General features: G+C 63.5%; 20 protein-coding genes. 8 read left to right on the top strand and 12 right to left on the bottom strand.

Translation table 11 applies throughout. The features are described from left to right. Positions 1–38: 38 nt before the first annotated feature. Together AC1ROX_RS09525 and AC1ROX_RS09520 are read right to left on the bottom strand one after the other, a co-directional pair. A complete protein-coding gene (locus tag AC1ROX_RS09525; RefSeq protein ID WP_493124764.1) occupies positions 39–3,050 on the bottom strand; it encodes an NACHT domain-containing protein in 3,012 nt (1,003 codons plus the stop codon). A 521-nt stretch (positions 3,051–3,571) separates the two neighbouring features. After that, entirely contained in the window at positions 3,572–3,958 is a 387-nt protein-coding gene (locus AC1ROX_RS09520; protein ID WP_493124762.1) for a hypothetical protein, read from the bottom strand. A gap of 169 nt (positions 3,959–4,127) precedes the next feature. On the opposite strand from AC1ROX_RS09520, the gene AC1ROX_RS09515 reads away from it, so the two are divergent. From AC1ROX_RS09515 to AC1ROX_RS09505, 3 genes are all read left to right on the top strand, one after another. Then, positions 4,128–5,051 (top strand): LysR family transcriptional regulator, encoded by a 924-nt coding sequence (locus tag AC1ROX_RS09515; RefSeq protein WP_493124760.1) that lies wholly within the window; start codon positions 4,128–4,130, stop codon positions 5,049–5,051. 103 nt (positions 5,052–5,154) lie between these two features. Then, the gene (locus AC1ROX_RS09510; RefSeq protein ID WP_493124758.1) at positions 5,155–6,036 is read left to right on the top strand and encodes an isocitrate lyase/PEP mutase family protein; all 882 of its coding nucleotides are present in this window, start codon (positions 5,155–5,157) and stop codon (positions 6,034–6,036) included. Then, positions 6,033–7,034 carry a Bug family tripartite tricarboxylate transporter substrate binding protein gene (locus AC1ROX_RS09505; RefSeq protein ID WP_493124756.1) on the top strand — a complete coding sequence of 334 codons (1,002 nt, stop codon included), beginning with the start codon at positions 6,033–6,035 and terminating at the stop codon, positions 7,032–7,034. The genes AC1ROX_RS09510 and AC1ROX_RS09505 overlap by 4 nt, the downstream gene beginning before the upstream one ends. Before the next feature lie 207 nt (positions 7,035–7,241). On the opposite strand, the gene AC1ROX_RS09500 is transcribed toward AC1ROX_RS09505, so the two are convergent. Together AC1ROX_RS09500 and AC1ROX_RS09495 are read right to left on the bottom strand one after the other, a co-directional pair. Continuing rightward, positions 7,242–8,219 (bottom strand): Bug family tripartite tricarboxylate transporter substrate binding protein, encoded by a 978-nt coding sequence (locus AC1ROX_RS09500; protein ID WP_493124754.1) that lies wholly within the window; start codon positions 8,217–8,219, stop codon positions 7,242–7,244. Between the two features lie 90 nt (positions 8,220–8,309). Beyond that, positions 8,310–8,651, bottom strand: coding sequence for a hypothetical protein (locus AC1ROX_RS09495; RefSeq protein WP_493124753.1), 342 nt, complete (start codon positions 8,649–8,651; stop codon positions 8,310–8,312). Between the two features lie 293 nt (positions 8,652–8,944). On the opposite strand from AC1ROX_RS09495, the gene AC1ROX_RS09490 reads away from it, so the two are divergent. Beyond that, complete coding sequence (locus tag AC1ROX_RS09490) at positions 8,945–9,889, top strand: hypothetical protein (RefSeq protein ID WP_493124751.1); 945 nt, start codon at positions 8,945–8,947, stop codon at positions 9,887–9,889. Further along, positions 9,883–10,653, top strand: coding sequence for a hypothetical protein (locus AC1ROX_RS09485; protein WP_493124749.1), 771 nt, complete (start codon positions 9,883–9,885; stop codon positions 10,651–10,653). The genes AC1ROX_RS09490 and AC1ROX_RS09485 overlap by 7 nt, the downstream gene beginning before the upstream one ends. Before the next feature lie 19 nt (positions 10,654–10,672). Here AC1ROX_RS09485 and AC1ROX_RS09480 read toward each other — a convergent pair whose 3' ends face one another. Then, entirely contained in the window at positions 10,673–11,089 is a 417-nt protein-coding gene (locus AC1ROX_RS09480) for a winged helix-turn-helix transcriptional regulator (protein ID WP_493124747.1), read from the bottom strand. An 84-nt stretch (positions 11,090–11,173) separates the two neighbouring features. Between AC1ROX_RS09480 and AC1ROX_RS09475 the strand changes: the two genes are divergently transcribed. Then, entirely contained in the window at positions 11,174–11,908 is a 735-nt protein-coding gene (locus AC1ROX_RS09475) for an SDR family NAD(P)-dependent oxidoreductase (RefSeq protein WP_493124745.1), read from the top strand. Between the two features lie 39 nt (positions 11,909–11,947). On the opposite strand, the gene AC1ROX_RS09470 is transcribed toward AC1ROX_RS09475, so the two are convergent. From AC1ROX_RS09470 to AC1ROX_RS09445, 6 genes are all read right to left on the bottom strand, one after another. Next, the gene (locus tag AC1ROX_RS09470) at positions 11,948–12,139 is read right to left on the bottom strand and encodes a hypothetical protein (RefSeq protein WP_493124743.1); all 192 of its coding nucleotides are present in this window, start codon (positions 12,137–12,139) and stop codon (positions 11,948–11,950) included. 19 nt (positions 12,140–12,158) lie between these two features. After that, positions 12,159–13,139: a hypothetical protein gene (locus tag AC1ROX_RS09465; RefSeq protein ID WP_493124741.1), complete on the bottom strand. Its 981-nt coding sequence runs from the start codon at positions 13,137–13,139 to the stop codon at positions 12,159–12,161. A gap of 86 nt (positions 13,140–13,225) precedes the next feature. Then, positions 13,226–14,398, bottom strand: coding sequence for an MFS transporter (locus AC1ROX_RS09460; protein WP_493124739.1), 1,173 nt, complete (start codon positions 14,396–14,398; stop codon positions 13,226–13,228). Positions 14,399–14,419: 21 nt separating this feature from the next. Continuing rightward, on the bottom strand, positions 14,420–15,151 hold the full coding sequence (gene mddA / locus AC1ROX_RS09455; protein ID WP_493124737.1) for a methanethiol S-methyltransferase: 732 nt from the start codon (positions 15,149–15,151) through the stop codon (positions 14,420–14,422). A 239-nt stretch (positions 15,152–15,390) separates the two neighbouring features. Beyond that, a complete protein-coding gene (locus tag AC1ROX_RS09450) occupies positions 15,391–16,461 on the bottom strand; it encodes an alpha/beta fold hydrolase (protein WP_493124735.1) in 1,071 nt (356 codons plus the stop codon). Positions 16,462–16,494: 33 nt separating this feature from the next. Beyond that, positions 16,495–17,295 carry a tetratricopeptide repeat protein gene (locus AC1ROX_RS09445; RefSeq protein WP_493124733.1) on the bottom strand — a complete coding sequence of 267 codons (801 nt, stop codon included), beginning with the start codon at positions 17,293–17,295 and terminating at the stop codon, positions 16,495–16,497. Positions 17,296–17,529: 234 nt separating this feature from the next. Here AC1ROX_RS09445 and AC1ROX_RS09440 point away from each other — a divergent pair, with 234 nt between their 5' ends. Both AC1ROX_RS09440 and AC1ROX_RS09435 read left to right on the top strand, forming a co-directional pair. Continuing rightward, a complete protein-coding gene (locus tag AC1ROX_RS09440; protein WP_493124731.1) occupies positions 17,530–18,522 on the top strand; it encodes an HNH endonuclease in 993 nt (330 codons plus the stop codon). 121 nt (positions 18,523–18,643) lie between these two features. Next, a complete protein-coding gene (locus AC1ROX_RS09435) occupies positions 18,644–20,035 on the top strand; it encodes an OprD family outer membrane porin (RefSeq protein ID WP_493124729.1) in 1,392 nt (463 codons plus the stop codon). Here the strand turns inward: AC1ROX_RS09435 and AC1ROX_RS09430 are convergent. Beyond that, positions 20,032–21,045, bottom strand: a complete 1,014-nt coding sequence (locus AC1ROX_RS09430; RefSeq protein ID WP_493124727.1) for an amidohydrolase family protein — start codon at positions 21,043–21,045, stop codon at positions 20,032–20,034. The genes AC1ROX_RS09435 and AC1ROX_RS09430 overlap by 4 nt on opposite strands. Between the last annotated feature and the right edge of the window lie 15 nt (positions 21,046–21,060).

Here is a 21,060-nt window from a genome sequence, read left to right as displayed (position 1 = left end):
GAGCGCAAAGCGCAACTTTGACCCTTAGTTGACTGATCCTAGTCGGCTCCCAAACGGCGTAGCGACCTCACACCTCGTCCTTCGAACAGAGACCAAGACCCGTCCAGCCAACCGAGAATGCTGTCAAAATCCACAGAGGCCGCCGTCTTAGCGTGCTTCGTTCGTGACTTTTCGATAGATGCTCGGAGCATTTCGAGTTCCTCTGAAATTCCGCGGCCTCGAGAGCCCTCTGATTTGCGCATCTCGACTACTAGCCCTGACTCAACCAGCATCATTACGCACACAAGAACTCCGCGAAACACACACGGATCACCCAGAGATAACTTAGGGATCGACTCGAGCAACATATCAATCGGTAGTCGCACTAGCGCGACAGGCAGAACGCTATAGGGATCCGCTAGAGGTAATCGCACCTGACCAATAGTCCGCAGAGCCTCGACCGCTGTCTCCTTCGGCATCTGCTGCTGATCCATAAAATTGACTGCACTCGCCACAACCCGCCAGCAATCAAGAACACCAATAAGCCGATTTGTGTCCGGTGTGCGTTCAAGAAACAGGCGGAGCCCATGCTTTGTGAATAGCTCTTCAAAGCTGTCTCTATACCAAACCCAATAGAGGAATGCGTCCTGCGCCGAACTCAATGCACGACCAAAATTATGCGAACGGCACGCTAGAACGACCTTATCGCGCACATCCGCCACAATGAAGGTACTCCTATGCTGCAGCAGCTCTTCACCCCAAAATACTCTATCGTGGCCACTGGAGAGCATCCAAACAGCAGCCCTGCGCTCGAAGTCCTGACGCGTCAACTTTTCTTGGAGTTGCTCTGAAAGAATGGTGCGGACGAACTCTCGCCGATCCATTGCTGCATTGCAAAGTTGATCAATAACTTCAACGGCAGAGAACTTTGGATCAGAAGACAAGCTAAATGCGGTGTCTACAATTAAGGTAACAAGCCTTCTCACGTCTTGTTCGGTGCCGGGCAGATACTCCAGAGCTTTGGCTGAAAACTCAATAAGTGCAGTTCGGTGTTTTCGCCCTTTTGCGCCCTCCAGCTGGATGGACAGAAAAGAGAGGACCTGCCCAATGCGGGTCATATTTCTGTTGGTCTTGATCTGAATTGCGAGATGGCAAATAACATCCCATTCGCGAGCCAAGATTTTTGGCTTCAAGACCGTCAAGAGCTTCACCAACAGCTCATGTTTCTGGTCTAGATGCTGAGCAAAATAGTATTCAAGGAACGTACGATGGGTGAAGCGAAAGACGTTTGGTCCGAACGCATCCATCAGCCACGATCGCCCCGTGATGAAATCGGTCACAGACCTAGCAGCTTCAAATGCCTTAGCTTTACTCTCAAAATACCCCGAGAAATACGCTGAATTTTGCTCTTGAATCCACTCACGCGAAACACCTTCTTCTAGTTCAGCGTTTCCAAATATACGAAATGCAAACGTCCTGAACAGATCCAGAAAATCGAACTGTGGTATTTGAGCGCGAATGTTTCTGTTCTGATCCCATTTCTCAAACATGAGTGTAGAGCATTCGCGATAAATCTCGGGTCGATTGCTAGGTATGTCACCCTTATTCGTAGCGAATAAAAGCGCCATCAAACCAAGCATAAGTGGGTTTTGCCTAAGATCGGCTGCGTTCTGGTCAGTTTGCCGAACAAAGTCTCTTGCCTCGGCGTGTGCTACCTGAGTTGGCCTCCGCTCGAACGCCTTGAGAAACTTCTCCACATACTGAGCTACTTCTAGATCGCCGAAGCGATCCAACACCATCGGCATAAAATCTTCACTTAACGGAGCTTCCTCGTAACCAACGATTCGAGAAGTAACGATCGCGGGACACAATGGGTAATGGTCGCAAAAATTTACCACGAGCTGCACGAAATCTCGCCGACGACCAACGTCAAGTATTTCATCAAGGCCATCGAAAGCTAGCACCGCGCGGCCAAAATTTAACAAATATCGAACACACCTTTGAATTAGCAGAATGTCCGCGTTCGTTGAACTCCTTATCTCATTACAAATATAATCGAAGATACCGAGTTGAGGGCTTAGTCGCTTCGCCGCTTCGTAGCTTCGAAGAACGACCCTAAGTGGAACACGCTCAACCTTTGAGTCCAAATCATTACGCAGAGGGTAATGAATATGGAGAAGACTCTTCTTCGCGAGGTCATGGCAGAGCGACTGACACAGCGTCGACTTACCTCCACCTGGATCGCCCAGAACAACAATTCGGCGGAAAGTTGCTTTAAGTTCTTCATAACTGAAAGACGACTTAGAATGATCTCGATCGAATAGAACCCCACTGGTGTTTGCGGCACGAGCTAATGCCCTACGCACTGCTCCGTATCGACCGCGGTCGGCTGCGTTGCGAGGTCTTACCCGCGAAGGAACATAGATCTTGGAGATTTCAACAGGACGAGGGCCTCTATGCGTCTCCACTCGCAAATATTTTAGCGAAGCGACTACAGAACGAAGGTAATCCTCCAATAGCGATGAAACTTCAGCCGGAGATGCGATAGGATCAGATTGCCGCAAAAGGCTACTGAGTTGTGCCGAGACCAAGTCCACTCGACTACGCAGATCTTTTGCCCCTGCGCGATGCAAGAACGCACCCGCAGGATCCTTACTCATGGCTCTCAGCGATGTACCAATTGCCACATAAAGCTTGTCATAGAGCGCAGCACCTTCGCCGCGCCTAGTAAGAACGATGGCGTTATGCAGCTGTATAAATGCTTCTTTTGTTGGAGCACTCTGGACTTCCAACACAGCCGCTTCTGCGATTGCCGTAAGAAGACCAGAACGTTCTAATTCTCGTAAAAACCCATTAAGCTCTTCGGTTAATTCTCCATAGACAGAGCCAATGACAACTTCGAAATCTTCGAAAGCATCGGCCGTTGCCTTGTCCTTTTGGACAGCCCCCATAAGCGCAGCCTCAATCTGGCGAACCCTCGAAACACGTTGAACAATCGGTGTCCCAATGCGACTCGCCGCCGTCCCGATTATTTTGAAGAGTGTTTGGCCTATTGATATTCCCTCAACCACCCTAAGCTCCCTGCAGTACCCACAACCAACACTAGTATATGCCATGGGTGGCTTGCCACTACTGACTTTGTTAATTGTGGAAAGATGACTCTCCTACAGGACGCGTATGAATCAGGTATTTCCCGTGATGGCTTCGCGCTCGGGCTAAGGTGAGAAGTAGGCATCGAGGGGATACCCCCCGCTACTCCCCGCTCTCCGCGCATCCGTTGGCTGACCGGGACCGCACAGGAGGGGCCGACACTTCGGGGGACGCCGAGTACAGCGTGCGGCGGCAGATCGAGCGGCGCGGGGTGCGGGATCCGCGCGTGCTGGCGGCGATGCTCAAGGTGGAGCGCAGCTGCCTCCTGTCCGAGTAAATGCAGGCCTTCACCGACGAGGATTCGGTGCTGCCCATCGAGGAGGAGCAAACCAACTCCCAGCCCTACATCGTCGCGCGCACGGCCGAGGCGGCGCGCCGCCTCCGGCGCGGCCGATCCCTCGCCGGTGCGCGAGAAGGTCTCCTCCTTCCGCCGCTTCGCGACCTACTTCGGCACCCATGCATAGCGGCACGCCGAGAAGTCGTTGCCGTAGCGAACCTTGCGGGGTCCGGCGCCGGCGTCGAAATCATAGTGCCAGGTTTTTCCGGCCTTGTTGGTATTGCTCACTCTTCCCGAGCCGTCCGCCTGCAACGACTTGATGTTCAGGGTGGTTGCCGAGGCCTCCTGCGAAGTACCACCGACAGGCACCGACCTGAAGGTCGTTCCCTTGATCTCGATCCTGTAGTCGGGATAGCCCTGGCCGCAATTGGCGGGAGAGCCGCTCTCCAGGACCTTCACGCTCAGCCAACTCGCGTCGGCCGCCGCAGCGAGACCGGAAAACACGCACAGATTGGCCAGCAGGACCGGCACGGCAACCGAGATCGGCGTCATGGACTCCCCCTATTGCAGGCAAGCCGCTCAATCGCTTGTTGTGCCCAGGCTTCTTCTGCATTCAAAGGATGGTGCCAAAGGTCCGGCGGAGTCAAACCATGCCGCTTCCCGCACCTCCGCCGCCGTCCACCTCGACACCCTCCGGCTTGTACGCAATGGTTCGCCCACCATGGAACTGCGCCAGCTCGAAGCCCTGTACTGGATCGCCAAGCTCGGCAGCTTCAGCGCGGCGGCGCTTCACCTGCGCACGACGCAGCCGGCGATTTCCGGGCGCATCGCGTCGCTGGAGGGAGAACTGCGCGTACAGCTGTTCGAGCGGACCGGCAACAAGGTCCGGCTGAGCTACCAGGGCCAGGAGATCGCCGAGATCGCGCGGCAGATGATCGAAGCCTCGGCCGCCATCCGCAGCGCCGCTGCCGGCGATTCGCCGCTGCAGGGCACGATCCGGCTCGGGATCGGCAGCATCGTGGCCTACACCTGGCTGGCCGACCTGGTGCGCCGCATCCAGGAGGCGCATCCGCAGGTCGATCTCGACGTCCAGGTCGCCATCACGCCCGACCTGCATCACGGGCTGCTGGCCCACGACTACGACCTCATCGTCTCGCGCGAGCAGATCTCCCGCGAGGGCTTCGAGAGCCACTTCCTCTATCGCGAGCAGTTCGACTGGGTCGCGAGCCCGGCGCTCGACCTGCCCTCCCAGCGCTCGGAGGGCGATGCCGTGCCGCTGGCCGAGATCGCGCGCCACCGCATCATCACCTTCCCGCGCCGCACCTATGCCTACAACGCCATGGTCCAGCTCTTCCGCGAGCAGGGCATCTGGCCGATCGAGACGTTCCGCAGCAATTCCACCCACGTCATCCTCGAGCTGGCGCGCAACGGGCTGGGCATCGGCGCCTTCCCCGGCGTCATCGCGCGGCGGCTGGTGGCGGCCGGCGAGCTGCGGACGCTGAACGCCACGGCGAACGTGCCGCCGTTCGAATTCTTCCTCAGCCACCGCGCCGGCACGCTCGACCGGCGGACCTGCATGGCGATCGAAACGGTGAAGGAGGTGAGTGCGGCGTTCCAGGCGGCGGCTCATCCGTCGAACCCCTAGCCGGTCCATCAACCCGCCTTATGGCCCACCATCAGCCTTACGAATTTGATTCCCGGGAGAGCGGAACCTAAGCCGTCCAGACCGAAAAAGAACGAGGGTGGAAATGGCTGAGACGCTCAAGCAGATGCTTTCGACGCAACGCTCGATCCTGGCGCCGGGCGTCGGCGACGGGATGATGGCCCGCATCGTCCAGGCCGCGGGCTTTCCCTGCGTGTACCTGTCCGGCTACCTCGTCTCGGCGAGCTACGGCTATCCCGACATCGGCCTGGTCACCATGACCGAGATGATCGAGCGCGCCGGCCGCGTCGCGGAGTCGGTGGGCATTCCCGTCATCGCCGACGCCGACAACGGCCACGGCTCGCCCCTGCACGTCATCCGCACCATCCGCGGCATGGAAGCGGCCGGCGTCGCCGCCGTCCACCTGGAAGACCAGAAGCTGCCCAAGCGCTGCGCCGCCATGGACGGGATCGAGATGGTTCCGGTCGCGGAGATGTGCGGCAAGGTCGCCGCCGCCGTCGAGAACCGCCGCAGCACCGACTTCCTGATCATCGCCCGCACCGACGCGATGGGCGCCACCGATCTCGCCGACGCGATCGTGCGCGGCCGCGCCTACAAGAGCGCCGGCGCCGACGCCATCATGTTCCAGAACCCCAAGACCGTGGACGACCTCAAGCACTTCCGCGACGCCGTCGAGGGGCCGCTGGTCGTCACCATGGGCTCGTGGAACCTGCAGATCGACACCGAGCAGCTCGCCGACCTCGGCTACCAGGTCGTGCTGTTCCCGCTCACCACCATGCGCATCGCCGCGCGCGCGGTGATGGACAGCCTGACCGAGCTCAAGGCCAAACACATGCTCGACCATAGCGGTCGCAACATGTTCTCGATGCACGAATTCCACGACCTGTTCGACCTCGATGGCCTGCGCGAGAAGGAACATCTCTACGAGCCGGCGCAGCACGCGATGGTGAAAGGTGGCCGGAAGTGAGCCGCGCGCCTCTTTCCCGCCGGCATGTCCTGCAGGGCATCGCCTTCCTCGGCGCGTCGGCCGTGACCGCCACGACCGCCGGCCGCGCCTTCGCGCAGACCGGGCCCTATCCGAACCGTCCCGTGCGCCTCACCGTCGCCGCCCCGCCGGGCGGCAGCCTCGACGCGGTGTCGCGCCTGGTCACCGAGGCGATGGGCGAGAAGCTCGGCGTCACCTTCCCGATCGAGAACAAGCCGGGCGCCGGCAGCATCGTCGGCAGCGCCGCCGTCGCCAATGCCGCGCCCGACGGCTACACGCTGCTGGTCTCGAACGTCTCCTCGCACGGCATCTCGCCCGCGCTCTACGCCTCGGTGCCCTACGACGCGCTGAAGAACTTCACGCATATCGGCCTGTTCGGCTCGCTGCCCAACGTGCTGCTGGTGAAGGCCGACTCGCCCATCCGCACGGTCGAGGACCTGGTGAAGCTCGCCAAGGAAAAGGAAGTGGCCTACGGCTCGGCCGGCAACGGCTCGACGCCGCACCTCGCCGCCGAGATCCTGCGCAACCGCGCCGGGTTGAAGCTGCTGCACATCCCCTATCGCGGCGCCGCCGCCGCGCGCATGGCGCTGCTGTCGGGCGAGGTGCAGATGATCTTCGAGAACCTGCCGGCCGCCGTGCCCTATGTCGAGAAGGGCGACGTGCGCGCGCTGCTCGTAGCGGGCACGAAGCGCTCGCCGCTGCTGCCCAATATCCCGACCGGCAACGAGCTCGGCTTCAAGGGCCTGGTCTCCGAAGCCTGGTACGGCCTCTCCGGCCCGGCCGGCCTGCCCGCGCCGATCGTCGACAAGCTCAACACGACGCTGAACGACGTGCTGCGCACCGAGACGATCGCCTCCCGCCTCGCCCAGATGGGCGTCACTGTCACACCGATGACGCCCGAGCAGTACACGGACTTCATCAAGGCGGAGCTCGACAAGTGGGCGACGGTGATCCGGGAAGGCAATGTGAAGGTGGATTAGGGATCCATCCGACGGCAGGGCAATCGCATATGGCCCAAAAGGCCGGATGAATTGGCGTTTCGAGAAGAGCGAAAGGTCCCTCGCTTACGCTCGGGATGACAATTTTGTTGGGATTTGCGCAGTGCGCCGACCAAACAAACGCTGTCATCCCGAGCGTAAGCGAGGGACCTTTGCCTCATATGCGATAGCCCTGCATCCGACGGGGAGCTACTCCGCCTTCAGAAGCCCGTCCTTGATCATCTGCGCGGCCGCGGCGTCTTCCTTCTTCAGGAGGGCGTCGTATTGCTCGGGCGTCATCTTACGGCCCTCGGTGCCGAGGCCGCGCAGCTTGGCCTGCACCTCGGGATCGTCGAGCACCTTCTGCAGCGCGTCGCCCAGCACCTTCACCGTCGCCGGCGGAGTCTTGGCCGGCGCCGTAATGCCCGATCCGGTGACGACCTCGAATCCTTTCAGGCCAAGCTCGTCGAGCGTGGGCGTGTCGGGCAGGTCGGTGGCGCGCTTCAGGCTGGTCACCGCCAGCGGCTTGAAGGTGCCGGAGCGGAGCTGGCCGATCGAGCTCGGGATCTGGTCGACGACAGCGTCGATGTTGCCGCCCAGCAGGTCGGCGATGGCCGGCGACGAGCCCTTGTAGGGAACCGCGGTGATCTTCGCGCCGAGCATCTGCTGCATCCGCAGGATCGCGACATGGTTGGTCGTGCCGTTGCCGGCATGGCCGATCCGTACCGCTTCGGGGTTGGCCTTGGCGTAGGCCGCGAACTCGGCGAAGGTCTTGAAGCGGCCCGATGCGTTCACCTCGAGCACCAGCGGAGTCTCGGACGTCGAGCCGATGCCCGCGAAGTCCTCCACCGTGTAGGGCGGCGTCGGCACCAGTCGCGGCGCCAGCACGAAGCCGGTCGTGCCCGCCAGCACCAGGGTGTAGCCGTCGGGCCTGGCCTTCGCGACCGCCGTCTGCGCGATGAGACCCGCGGCGCCTGGCCGGTTCTCGATCACCACCGGCTGGCCCAGCACCTTCGACAGGGCCTGGCCCACGGTGCGCGCCGTCACGTCGATGTTTCCGCCCGGCGCGTAGCCCACGAGGATGGTGATCGGCTTGTTGGGGAAGTCCTGGGCGCTGGCCGTGCCGGCGGCGACGAGGGCCGCGCCCGCGAACGAAAGACCGAGAGCGACGAAATTCCTTCTACGCATGAAAAACCTCCGGAGACCTTCCCCGGAGATTCTTATCAGGCCCTGCGGCGCCGTTGGTGCGGCGTGTGCGGCAGCGTTCCGCCGCTCGGATCAGCAGCGCGCGATGCGCTGGCGGTAGCCGTCGTAATACTGGCTGCCGCAGGCGACCTGCTGCTGGACGACCTGGTCGCTGTAGCCGTTCTGGCCACGGTTCGTGACGGTCACGGTCGTCACCCGGGGACCCTGATTGTAGCCGTTGTTATAGGCGTAGCCCTGGTTGCCGTAATAGGCCGGCGCCGGCTGCGCATAGGCGTAGCGCGGCGGCGGTGCGTTATAGCCGTTGTTATAGGCGGGCTGATAGCCGGTCGGCTGGCCGTAACCGTCGCCCTGGCACGCCGCGGCCGCCAGTCCCATGCCGGCAACAAGCGCAAGTCTCGCAAAGGTCGTCAGCATCTTCATCCCTCCAGCTCACAGGTGAGCGCATCCATCATCCGGAAGTCTCCGGGCCAAACCAAGGCGGGCTTGGCCATCTTGCAGCCACCTGACAAACGCTCCGCCCCTTGGAGCGTTCCCGGCCGGGCGGACGGCCGATCCGAGGCGACAGCATTCGCTCACTCTGAATATGAAATAAAAACAAGTCGCTAACACCATAGTGCACAATAACATTGATAATGTTAGTATGCGTCTTGATGTTAGAGAACCAGTCGGCACCCGGGTCGGGCTTTGTACGAGCCCTGCAACGCTACTTGAGCGAAACGCTGCACATCAAAATCGATGTCGGCGATCTTGTTGGCGTGCGCTCGCTCCCGGCGTTCCTGGAACGCAGCTACCGGCTCTACGAAACCGAAATCTTTCGCAGGCGCTGCATACTTGCCGTGGCCAGAGAAGATATCGCCACCCCCGGCGATATCGCCAAGCACATCGACCTGATCCGCTCGGCCGTGAAGACATTGGTCGTCTTCGCGACCCCCACCCTCAGCGCCCACAATCGCCAGCGCCTTCTCAAGCACGGCGTTGCCTTCGTCGTCCCGGGCAACCAGCTCTACATCCCGGAGCTGGCCATGGACCTGCGGGAGAACTTCCGGGCACCGAGAGTCGCGGAAACGGACGGCCTGTCTCCGGCGGCACAGGCCGTCTTCTTCCATTATCTGCTTCGGCGCGGCGAGGGTGTTTCGATTCCGTCGCTTCTTGCCAGGGAACTGGGCTACTCGGCCATGTCGATCGGCCGCGCCTTCGACGATCTGGTCGCGACCGGATTGGCGGAAACCCTGAAGCACGGGAAGGAACGGCATATCCGGTTCGCCGCGGATCGCCGTTCGCTGTTCGAGGGCGCCCGGGGCCATCTGCGCACGCCCGTTCGCGCTCTCAAATTCGTCCGTGGCCTCCCCGACAGGGCGCTCATGATTTCTGGCGAGAGCGCCCTTGCCGCGCTGACCGACCTGGCACCACCGCGCATCGAGACGCGCGCCGTCGCGGCAAGGGACTGGAAGACCATCGCCCGCGACCATGGCCTGGCCGAGACGGATCGGTTCAGAGCCGACTACATCGTCGAAACCTGGTCCTACGATCCCGCGATGCTGTCCGCCGGGCCGGTTGTCGACCGATTGTCGCTCCATGCGCAATTCAAGGATCACGGCGATGAGCGCGTCGCTGCAGCCGCAGAGGACCTGCTGGAGGGCGTGCCGTGGTGAAGGGAATCGAAAAGTTCCGTGAATTCTTTGCCGGCCACGAACAGCACTACGCCATCATCGGCGGGGCCGCTTGCGACCTGTTGTTCAGCGCGGCCGGCCTTGCGTTCCGCGCAACCAAGGACATCGACATCGTCCTTTGTGTCGAAGTGGTCGACGTCGCATTCGCCCAGGTATTCAGGGACTTCATCGAGGCGGGCGGCTATCAGGCCCGGGAGCGCGGCCAAGATGGCACGAAGGAATTCTATCGCTTTCACAAGCCCACGGACGCGCGTTTCCCCTTCATGATCGAGCTGTTGGCGCGCCACCCCGGCACGCCCGTTCTGCCGGACGATATCCGGCTGAGGCGGCTTGCGGTTGACGAGGACGTCGTCAGCCTGTCCGCGATCCTCCTCGACGGCGTCTATTATGACGCGCTCAAGGCCGGGAAACGCGAGATAGACGGGGTGACGGTCGTTGACCACACGCTCCTGATCCCCCTCAAGGCGCACGCCTTTCTCAACAACAAGGCGCGCGCCGCCGCCGGCGGAGAAATCAAAAGCCGGGACATCACGAAACACCGCAGCGACGTCCTTCGGCTGGTGCAGCTGCTCCCGGCCGACGCTTCGATCGACCTTCCCGAGCCCATCCGCGACGATCTGCGACGGTTCGTCGATGAAATCGAGGCCGACACTTTGCTGGATCTCAGGGAGCTGAAACTGTCCCTGACGAAAGACGAGGCGATTGCGCTGTTGCGGTCAGCCTACAGGCTCGCGCAAGCCGTCTGACGCGGGAAAACGAAGCCGCTCAGAGTCCCGTGCCTTTCACGGTCTCATGCACCGCCTCGCGCCGCGCGAAGACGCGCGTGACCTCGTCGAGGTTCTCCGTGCCCCAGGTGCAGAGCGGCACCAGCGCCTCGGCCAGGCTGTGGCCGAGCGGCGTCAGGGCATAATCGACCCGCGGCGGGACCTCCTTGTAGTCGGTGCGCCGGACGAGGCCGTCGGCCGTCAGCTCCTTCAGTTGCTGGATCAGCATCTTGTCGCTGACGTCGCGCATGGCGCGGCGCAGCTCGCCGTAACGGGTCGGACCGCCCTGGGCGAGAAAGTAGAGGATCAGCGGCTTCCACTTGCCGGCGATGACCCTGAGCGTCGCGTCGAGGCCGCAGGTGAAGCCGGGCAGGGTCGGGGTGCAGGCCTGGGCCTGCGGGGAGAAGTCGGTCGACATTTTGGACACTTACCAAAAGGTGCATACTTGTCCTTAGGTGGGTACGCCTCCAGCTCTGTGCAACCTCAAATGCAGGAGCACAGCATGACCAGACTCAAAGGCAAGACAGCAGTGATCACCGGCGGCGGCACGGGCATCGGCCTCGGCGCCGCCCGGCGTTTCATCGACGAAGGCGCGTTCGTCTATCTGTTCGGGCGCCGCCAGGAACCGCTCGACGCCGCCGTGGCGAAGCTCGGCAATTCGGCACGCGCCGTGCGCGGTTCGGTGACCGATCCCGCCGATCTCGACCGTCTCTATGAGACGGTGAAGAAAGAGCGCGGCGGGCTCGACATCGTGTTCGCCAATGCCGGCACCGGCGCCTTCGCGCCGCTCGGCGGGATCACGCCCGACCACTACGACCAGATCTTCGACGTGAACGTGAAAGGCCTGATCTTCACGGTACAGAAGGCGCTGCCGTTGATGAAGGCCGGCGGCTCGATCATCCTCACCGGCTCGACCACCGGCGAGATGGGCACGCCGCAGTTCAGCATCTACAGCGCCACCAAGGCGGCGGTGCGCAACCTGGCGCGCAGCTGGGCGCTCGACCTGAAGGGCACCGGCATCCGCGTGAACGTGCTGTCGCCGGGCCCGACCTTGACGGAACTTGCGCTCGAAGTGGTGGGCGAGGAAGCGTTCAAGGCACTCGGCGCCACGACGCCGCTCGGCCGCATCGGCGATCCGTCGGAGACCGGCGCGGTGGCGGCGTTCCTCGCCTCCTCCGATTCGAGCTTCATGACCGGCGGCGAGGTCTTCGTCGACGGCGGGTTTGCCCAGGTATGAGCGAACCGGGGGCCAGGCATGGCTTGGCCCCCATCCGCTCTACGCTCTCAGCAGCTTCACCACATCCTCCGTCGAAACGACATCGGCGAAGGTGAGCATCATGGCGTTCAGGGTGCTGTTGTGCTCGTAGTCGGTGTGGGTCGCCGTGCCATCCGACACGAACAGCCTGAGCCGCCCGCGCCGCTGCAGCGCGATCTTCACGATGTCTTCGTCGAGCTTTACCCGGCGCATGACCTTCCTCAACTCCACTCTACTTCAGGAGCGTCAATAGATAGTCCGCCACGCGTTCGTAGGCGCGCGGCGTAGGGTGATACTCGAACGGCGGGGCGATCAGGTACGCCTCGTCGGTGTAGTCAGGAATGATCTGGCGGATCGTATGCACGCGCACGCCGTTCGCGGTCAGGCGCCGGATCAAATCGTCGGTGACGCCGTCCCAGGCGAAGACATGGAAGCGGATGCCGGGATAGAGGCGCTCGAGTTCGCGCGAGGCCTCGGTGATGATCGCCGCCGCCAGCTCCTGTTCCTCGCCTTCGGTCAGGCGATTGAAGCCGATCAGCTGGCGCCAGCTTTTCCCGGCGGTATTGAAGTTCCCCTCCCGCACCGGCCGTCCCTTGTCGTCGACGACGAAGCGCGGACCGAACCAGTCCCACTTTCCCCGCCCGGCCGCGCGCGCCGGATGGGCCGCGATCAACAGATAGACGGCATCGGTCGGCTTGCACGTGATCGCGCGCTGGAAGCGGCCGGATTGGAGTCCCGCCAGGAACTGGTGCGGGCCCCAGCCGCCGATCCCCAGATTCTTGACCTCGATCTGGCCCTTACCCTTGGCGACAAGCTGGGCCGACGAGGTCTGGTCGTCATTCACGCCCTCGCCGAACGTGAAGGAGTCGCCGAAGAAGAGAACGCAGCGCTGGGCGTTCTCGACCTTGGGAACGACGCGGAAGCGATCGGGCCCCGTCGTGTAGGACGCATCGAAGATGGCCCGTCCATCGAGCGTCCTGCGGGCCGTGACATGTTTGTTGGGCAGCGCAATGAAACCGACATCCTTGATGCCTTTGTCACGCCCGTCCTGATCCCGGCCCTGATCGTAGAAGCCGTTGACGAACGTCCCTTCCATGCCCAGTCGGTCGCTCGATCCATCCACGAGATCGCTGTTCTTCCACGCCCCGAAGGCAAGAGCAGCCACAACAGCGGCAATAAGACTGATCGCGCCGGCCAACAGCCAACTTTTCATCCCGCTTTCCTCGACATTTCCACGACCTTCGGGCGCTCAACCGCTTTCCCAATTGTCACAGATGGAGCGGAGGATCGAGTGTCATGTCAGGTCGCAGGCACCGCGCGATGAAACCGGGGACGCGTGAACCACAGAAGCAGCCCGACCAGGACGAGATTGCCCCCACCCGCGAGCGCGCCAATGGCGAAGCCGGCGCGATAGCCTGCCGTCAAATCGTAGGCGAAGGCGCCCTGGAAGCCGCCGAACGCGTGGCCGAGCCAGGCGAAGGAGAAGACGATACCCATCCACGCCGCCTTGTTGGTCGACGGCGTCAGGGCGCGTGTCGTGACCAGCAGCGAGGTCATGACGCCGGCATAGGCGAAGCCGTAGACGGTGGCGAAGACTGCGAATTCCGGCAGGGTCGTGAACAGCGAGAAGGCCAGCACGCCCACCGTCTGCAGCGACGAGGCCACCAGCCACGACGGCGTCGATCCGATCAGGTCGCAGAGCTTGCCGTAGGCGATGCGGCCCGCGATGGCGGCGAGCAGCATGACCAACATGACGCTGCCGGCGTCGGTCGAGGGGATGCAGAAGCTCTGGATGAGCGGCATCAGGTGCATCAGCGGCACCGCCATGCAGGTGCAGCAGAGGAACACCGCGACCGACAGGATCGGCACCGACAGGGACGCCTTCAGCGGCGGTTCGGGCAGTGCGGCCGCGCCCGCCGCCGACGGCTGCCGCATGAAGAGCGCCAGGGGCACGAGCAGCGCCAGGGTGCCGACGCCCAGCACCAGCATGGCGGTGCGCCAGCCGGCGGCATCGATCAGCCAGGCCGCCAGGAAGGGCACGCCGCCCTGCCCCACGGCCTGTCCCGCCGCCGCGATGCCGATGGCGAGGCCGGCTCCCCTGGGGAACCAGTTGCCGACATAGACGAAGATCGGCGCGAACAGGGTACCGCCGCCCAGCAGGCCCGCGGCGAAGAACACCGCGTAGATCAGCCAGAGCGAGCCCGCCTGCGAGGCGACGACCAGGCCGATTCCCGTCACCGACGCCGCGATCAGGCAGATCGTGCGCATGCTGAGCCTGTTGGTGACGAAGCCCATGGCCACGCTGCCGATGGCGAGACCCAGCAGGCCGAAGGAGTTGATGCCGGCCACGTCCGCGCGCGCCCAGCCCTCGGCCTGCTCCATGGGGACGAAGAACGCCGTCAGGCCGTTGACCAGCGTGCCCATGATGACGGCGAGCATCGTGGCCGCCGTCCCGACCGCAAACCAGGCCATGGAGTCTCTCCCGCCCGACGCTCAAGCCGACTTGCGCCAGGGGATCAGCATCGACACGCGCCGGCGGTAATCGCGGTACTCGTCGCCGAACAGGTCGATCAGGTCGTGCTCCTCGAACACGACGGCGACGAGGATGTAGGCCGTGGTGACCGCGGCAAAGAGCAGGTGCCCGACCGTCATGGTCGGCGTCACCCAGAAGGCGATGATGAAGCCGAGATAGAGCGGATGGCGGACGATCTTGTACAGGAGCGGCGTCCTGAAGCGCGGCGCCACGTCCGGGCGATGAAACAGCGCGTTGAAGACCTGCTGCAGCCCGAACAGCTCGAAATGATTGATCAGGAAGGTCGAGAGCAGCACGAGCAGCCAGCCCAGGAACGACAGCGCCGTGATGGCCATGGCGAGTTGGGGCGAGGCGACCTCCCACACGACGGCAGGCATCGGCCGCCACTGCCAGAACAGCAGGTCGAGGACGAGGCTCGCCAGCAACACGTAGGTGCTGCGCTCGATCGGCTTCGGGACGTACTGCGTCCACCAGGCCTTGAAGGCGGGGCGCGCCATCACGCTGTGCTGGATGGCGAACAGCGAGAGCAGGCCCAAGTTGACGGTGAGCGATTCGAACAGCGGTGCGGTCGCCCCGCTGTCGATCGTCTTCGGCACGACCAATCCGCTGACGAAGCCGATCGCGTAGAGGAAGGTGACGAAGAAGATGGCGTAGGCAGCGGCGCCATAGAGCAGGATCAGAAACCTGGCCATGAGGGGCCTCCCCGGAAGATGCAAAGCGGCGGGGATTTTCGCGCGGGCCAGGAAGGGCGTCATGAGGCGGGTGTCCCGCCCGGCGAGCTGTTTATGGCCGTAAAGGAGCGGCGCTATGGGACTGCTGTCCTATGGGAAAGCGAAAGGTCCCTCACTGCGTTCGGGATGACAATGTTGCCGGGATTTGCGCAGTGCGCCGATGCAGAAAACGATGTCATCCCGAGCGTAGCGAGGGACCTTTACGTCCCCAGCCCCGCATCACGGGCCAGCGCTACCGTCTGTGCCCGTGTGGCCGTGCCGAGCTTGCCGAAGATGCTCGAGACCTGGTTGCGCACCGTCTTCTCGCTCTTGTCGAGGGCGCGGGCGATCTCGCCATTGTCCAGGCCCTTCGCCAACAGCGCGAGGACTTCGCGTTCGCTGGCGGTCAGGCCGGCGTCGCCGAGGGCGGCCGCGCCCTCCACACCCTCATTCATGAACGCGCGGTACTCGGAAAGGAATTGCGTCCATGCCGGCTCGTTCTCGAGCAGGACATGATTGCGGCTTTCCAGGCCGACGAAGCGCGCGCCGGGGATCATCTCCGCCAGAAGCTGCCCCTCCTCGGGCGAGACGCGGGCGTCGCGCCGCGAATGCATCACCAAGGTCGGCACCCGCAGGCGCTTCGCTTCCCTGGTGACGTCGATGCCGTACATGGTCTCGAGGATCTGCACGGCATTGTCCGCCGACGCGGTGCTGCGCTCGAGATCGTTGAACCATTGATGCTGCTCGCGCGTGCCGTCGGGAATGAACTGCGACGTGAAGACCTGGCGGAAGGCCGGATTGTCCCGTCCCCAGCCCAGCCGGATGAGCTTGACCAGGATCAGCGCCTCCTCGCGCTGCTGCTCGGTGAGCGGCCGCCGCAGCAGGCCGCGCGCATAGGCGCCCAGCAGCACGAGGCGGGACACCCGTTCGGGATGGCGCGCTGCATAGGCGATCGCGATGGCGCCGCCCTGCGACATGCCGAACAGCGCGAAACGCTTCAGCCCCTGCGCCTCGACGACCGCTTCGAGATCGTCGACCCAGGACTCGAAGGACATTGACGGCGGCGCCGCATCGGACAGGCCGCAGCCGCGCTGGTCGTAGCGCACGAACGTGTGATCGCGGGAGAGTTCGCGGATCCACTGTGCCCAGACCGGGCTCGTGGCGTCGTGCTCGACATGGCTGAGCCAGTGCGCGGCCCGCACGACCGCGGGTCCCTTCCCGGCCGCCGCCAGCGCGATCCGCGCCCCGTCGCGGGAACGGCAGAACCGCACATGATGCTGAAATGCCGGCATGCGCTACCCTAGCATGTGCAGCGCCGCTGCGCCCTAGTAGCGCGACCTCTGCAGCGGCGTCGGCGTCGGCCCGAGCGGGCTCGGGGCCGGCGGCGTTGAAGGTTGCGAGGCCGGCGCGGCGGTCGGGTCGGCCGAGCTCGGGGGCAGCCCGCGCATCGGATCGCCGATCGCGGAATCGTTGACCATGGTCGGCTTGACCATCGTGTCGGACTCCCCGGCCGGGGTGGCCGAGCCGGGCATGCCCAAGGGGACCGGCGCGCCCGGTGCAGGGCGAGCGCCTGGCGCGCCAGGAGCGCCAGCCGAAGCCGGCGCCGGCCGGCCTTCCTGCTGGGCGACCGCCTTGGCGGCGGAGGAGGTGTAGAGCCACTCGTCGGCGCCGCGGGTCGTGCCCTCGCGGAAGATGGCGATGGCGCGCCGCTTGTCGCCCGCCTTCCAGAAGGCCTCGGACACGTCGCGATAGACCATGCCGGTGGCGCTGGGCTTGTTGTCCTTCGGCACGCGCTGGAGCGCGCCCTTGGCCCGGTCGAAGCTGCGCTCGCCGGCCGCCACATTGCCGCTCAGGATCTGGTACTCGGCGAGGCTGCTCAGCGCGAGCGCCAGCGTGCCGCAATTATAGTTGGTGGTGGAAGAGCACTGGTCCGAGGCCGAATACTTCTCGACCTCCTTCTGCGCCAGGCTGGTTGCCGACTTGAGGTCGCCCCCCTCCGACGCCCGCAGCGCCTGCTCCTGGTAGGAGGGGTCGCTGCCGCAGGCCGTCACGGTGAGGGCGCAGACAACGACCGCCCCTGCCTGCCTGAGGACGTGAATCCCGCGATCCCCCAACAGCCTTGCCATCTCAGTACCCTGTCGAACGCGAAGGCCGTCGATCGGCCCTCCCCCACCCCGACTTATGACGGGCGCATAGCCGGAGCGAAAGGGGGATTTAGGGCCGAGCGAAGCTCGGCCCCCTGAGCGTCAGGACATTGCGGAGCAATGTCCGGGAGCGCCGCCCGGTGCCGATCCACGCCTCAAGTGGGCAGCTTAGATCCCATGACATACGCCCTTTACACCGGCTAGATTGGTATCTGCATGCGCCAGTTCTGGTGGGTAAATCACAAGCAGACGTTCAATCAGGAGATTGAGCACCAGTACCTGTGGTCGCCAAAGACCTCGAAGAACGGCGTTCGCAATCGTTTCTACGACAATATGCGCGCGGCAAATCCCGGAGACCTCGTTCTCTCCTACGCGAACCAACTCATCCGCTACGTCGGACGCGTCGCGGATTTCGCCTTCACAGCCCCCAAACCTTCGGAATTCGGGACGACGGGCTCGTACTGGGCCGATGAAGGTTGGCTGCTGCCGGTCTTCTGGACCCGCCTCGATCCGCCAGTGCGCCCCAAGGATCTCCTGCAGCTGATCGGGCCTATGCTCCCGGAGAAATATTCGCCCATCCGGGCATCATCCGGCGACGGCAACCAAGGCGTCTATCTCGCCGCCATCCCGCGGGAAATCTACGACATCGTCACCACGCATGCTCATGTCGACAACGCCCAGCTCCACACCGGCGGCGCCAATCGATTGACGTTCCACAACGTCAAGGACGAGCTCGACGACCGGGTCGAAGACGGCATCCGCAACGATCCAAGCCTGAGCGACACCGTGCGCACTGCCACCATTCAGGCACGCCGAGGACAGGGTACATTCCGGTCGAACGTCGAAAAGATCGAGAAATCGTGCCGGCTCACGGGCATCACCAACCCAGCCCTTCTGATCGCCAGCCACATCATGCCGTGGCGGTCGTGCGAAACGCCAACCCAGCGACTCGACGGCGCCAATGGCCTCCTGCTGACGCCGGATGCCGATCTGCTCTTCGATCGCGGCTTCATTTCTTTTGAAGACAGTGGCGAAGTTCGTGTCTCGCCTCGCTTCGACCAGAACGACCTTCGCCGCCTCGGCCTCGGCGAACATGCCTGGAAGCAGCTCGGCTTCTCGGAAGCGCCGATGCCCTGGCTGGCGCAGGGCTTCTCCGACGGTCAACGATCCTACCTCAACTATCATCGCGCGCAGGTCTACATCGCCTGAAGTCCGACAGAGGACGAAACAAGTCGATTATTCTGAGATTCCTCGACCGGTATCCGTGCTTGAATACCCGCAACGACAAAGAAAAGGAGACGTCCGTGCCGCTCTTCAGGTCGACGCCGCCGTGAAATCACTCGCGGCGACTGGACTCACGGCAGCAGTCTTCATTGCGTCGATACTCGCCGGTCCCGGCAGCGCGCTCGCACAGGCCAGCAAGCAGGAATATCCGATCCCGACCGATCCGGCGGAGGATCTGACCTCGATCGAGCGGATCTTCACGCCGGCGAAACCGCCGCCGCTCACCGCGTTCCCCGAGTTGCGGGAAAAGTGGAAGGACACGCCGGCCTTCCTGCGCGATTCCAAGTTCAACGTCGAGGCCCGCAGCTACTTCCGCGATGCCGTGAACGTGCCGGGCAGCACCAACATCGAGCAGGCCTGGGCGAGTGGCGGCTCGATCTCGGCCGAGACCGGCAAGCTGTTCGATGTCCTCAGGTTTGGCGCAGTGCTCTACACGTCCTTCCCCGTCGTGGCGCCGCCGCAGTACGGCAATACCGGGCTGCTGCTGCCCGATCAGGCCGGCTACGCCGTGTTCGGCCAGCTTTACGCCCAGGCCGAGGTGTTCGAGGACCACAAGATCACGGTCGGCCGGCATTCCTACAACACGCCGTTCATGGGGCCGCACGACAATCGCATGTCGCCGCAAACCTTCTCCGGCTACACGCTGATCGGCACGTTCGGCGGCGGCGACAAGGACGGACCGAAACTCCTCTACGGCACCGGGTACATCGACGCCATCAAGCAGCGCGACTTCTATTCCTTCCAGTCGATGGCGAGCATGGCCGGCGTTCCCACCTCGAACGCGGGCGTGGGCTTCGCCGGCGGCCTGCTGACCTGGGGCGGGGCCTCGATCGGCGCGATCAACTACTACGCCCAGGACCTGCTCAACATCTTCTATACCGAGGGCAAGTACGGGAAGAGCCTGGGCGACGGCTTCAGCGTCATGGGAGCCGCGCAGTTCGTCGCCCAGAACAGCACCGGCCAGGCGCTGATGAATGGCGGCACGCACTTCGCCACCAACCAGTTCGGCACGAAGGTCGAAGTCGGCCACAACACCGGCATCCTGACCCTGGGCTATTCGGTGGTGCATCCGGGTTTCGGCATCCAGATCCCCTGGAGCGCCAGCCCCTTCTACACCTACGCCCTGATCCAGGGCTTCCTGCGCGCCGGCGAGCAGGCGGTGATGGTCGGCCTGTCCCAGACACTGAAGCCGGTCGGTCTGCCGGACATCGCGGTGGCGGCCCACTTCTTCAACGGCTGGACCAGCGCCACCGCCGCAGGCGCGCCGCTGGTCGAGAGCGAATGGGACTTCCACATCGACTGGCGCCCCAGGCACAAGCCCTTGCAGGGCCTCTGGTTCCGCACGCAGTACGGAAGGTCCACGGTGTGGCAGGGCGGCACGGTCACCAACAGCGAGGAGCTGCGCGTGGTGCTTAACTATGACCTCAAGCTCTATTAAGAGAGATTGAACACCCGGCACGCGTTCCCTTCGTAGATCTTTTTCCGCTCCTCCTCGGTGACGTGCGCCCCGTCCATGAAGCGTACGGCTTCGGCGTCCTCCTCGTAGGGGAAGTCGGCGGCGAAGAGGATGCGGTCCACGCCCAGCTCGTCGAGGCAGAGGCGAAGCGCCGGCATGGAGGTCACGCCCGAGGTGGTGATGACGAAGTTTTCGAGGAAATACTCGCTGGGCAGCCGCGGAAGCTTCTCGCAGGCGCCAATCTTCGTCTCGAGCCGGAAGCGATTGTCGATGCGCTGCAGCCAGAAGGGAATGCCCTCGCCCATGTGGCCGAGCACGATTCTGAGTTTCGGGTAACGTGCGAACAGGCCCGACATGATGAGGCGCATGGCATGCAGGCCGGTCTCGGCGGCGAAGCCCCAGCCGGCGAACCACAGCGCATAGTCGAGATAGGGTCCGACCCACGAAGCCGCCGGCTCGCGCGGATGGAGGTAGATCGGCATGTCGAGCGCCTCGGCCGCCTCGAAGATCGGCCGGAACTTGGGCGCATCGAGATACTCGCCTTTCGTATGGGAGTTCACGATCAGGCCGTTGAGCTTCAGCCTGTTGGCGGCGCGCTCGATCTCCTTCGCCGCCGCCACCGGATCCTGCGGCGCGATGGCGGCGAGGCCGGCGAAGCGCGTGGGATGGGCCTTCACCGCGTCCGAGAGCGCGTCGTTCGACTCGGCAGCGAGCCGCGTGGCCAGCGACGTCTCGAACACCTGCACGCCCGGGGAGGTGAGCGAGAGGACCTGCATGTCCACGCCGATCGCGTCCATGTGCGCGATGCGGGCGGCGCCGATGTCGAGGAGCCGGTCGTCCAGCGGCTTGTTGGCCGGCGTCTGCGCCAGGATCGACTCGCCCATCTTCGCAAAGCCGGGCTCGACGTTGCTGCCTGCCAGCACCTTGCGCCACTCCTCCATGATCTCGGGCGTTACGAAGGCTTCTTCGACCGCGATACGCCGAAAAGTCATATTCACGCTCCCTAC

It is taken from the genome of Reyranella sp. GW821-FHT14A01 (genome assembly GCF_058803965.1).
This window is presented reverse-complemented; position numbering and strand designations above follow the sequence as displayed.

Bases quoted from the DNA above. Each gene is read 5' to 3' on its own strand.
- AC1ROX_RS09520 (WP_493124762.1), bottom strand. From the start codon at position 3,958: ATGACGCCGATCTCGGTTGCCGTGCCGGTCCTGCTGGCCAATCTGTGC.
- AC1ROX_RS09450 (WP_493124735.1), bottom strand. From the start codon at position 16,461: ATGCCGGCATTTCAGCATCATGTGCGGTTCTGCCGTTCCCGCGACGGG.
- AC1ROX_RS09510 (WP_493124758.1), top strand. From the start codon at position 5,155: ATGGCTGAGACGCTCAAGCAGATGCTTTCGACGCAACGCTCGATCCTG.
- AC1ROX_RS09480 (WP_493124747.1), bottom strand. From the start codon at position 11,089: ATGTCGACCGACTTCTCCCCGCAGGCCCAGGCCTGCACCCCGACCCTG.
- AC1ROX_RS09470 (WP_493124743.1), bottom strand. From the start codon at position 12,139: ATGCGCCGGGTAAAGCTCGACGAAGACATCGTGAAGATCGCGCTGCAG.
- AC1ROX_RS09475 (WP_493124745.1), top strand. From the start codon at position 11,174: ATGACCAGACTCAAAGGCAAGACAGCAGTGATCACCGGCGGCGGCACG.
- mddA (WP_493124737.1), bottom strand. From the start codon at position 15,151: ATGGCCAGGTTTCTGATCCTGCTCTATGGCGCCGCTGCCTACGCCATC.
- AC1ROX_RS09465 (WP_493124741.1), bottom strand. From the start codon at position 13,139: ATGAAAAGTTGGCTGTTGGCCGGCGCGATCAGTCTTATTGCCGCTGTT.
- AC1ROX_RS09500 (WP_493124754.1), bottom strand. From the start codon at position 8,219: ATGCGTAGAAGGAATTTCGTCGCTCTCGGTCTTTCGTTCGCGGGCGCG.
- AC1ROX_RS09495 (WP_493124753.1), bottom strand. From the start codon at position 8,651: ATGCTGACGACCTTTGCGAGACTTGCGCTTGTTGCCGGCATGGGACTG.
- AC1ROX_RS09445 (WP_493124733.1), bottom strand. From the start codon at position 17,295: ATGGCAAGGCTGTTGGGGGATCGCGGGATTCACGTCCTCAGGCAGGCA.
- AC1ROX_RS09515 (WP_493124760.1), top strand. From the start codon at position 4,128: ATGGAACTGCGCCAGCTCGAAGCCCTGTACTGGATCGCCAAGCTCGGC.
- AC1ROX_RS09460 (WP_493124739.1), bottom strand. From the start codon at position 14,398: ATGGCCTGGTTTGCGGTCGGGACGGCGGCCACGATGCTCGCCGTCATC.
- AC1ROX_RS09440 (WP_493124731.1), top strand. From the start codon at position 17,530: ATGCGCCAGTTCTGGTGGGTAAATCACAAGCAGACGTTCAATCAGGAG.
- AC1ROX_RS09430 (WP_493124727.1), bottom strand. From the start codon at position 21,045: ATGACTTTTCGGCGTATCGCGGTCGAAGAAGCCTTCGTAACGCCCGAG.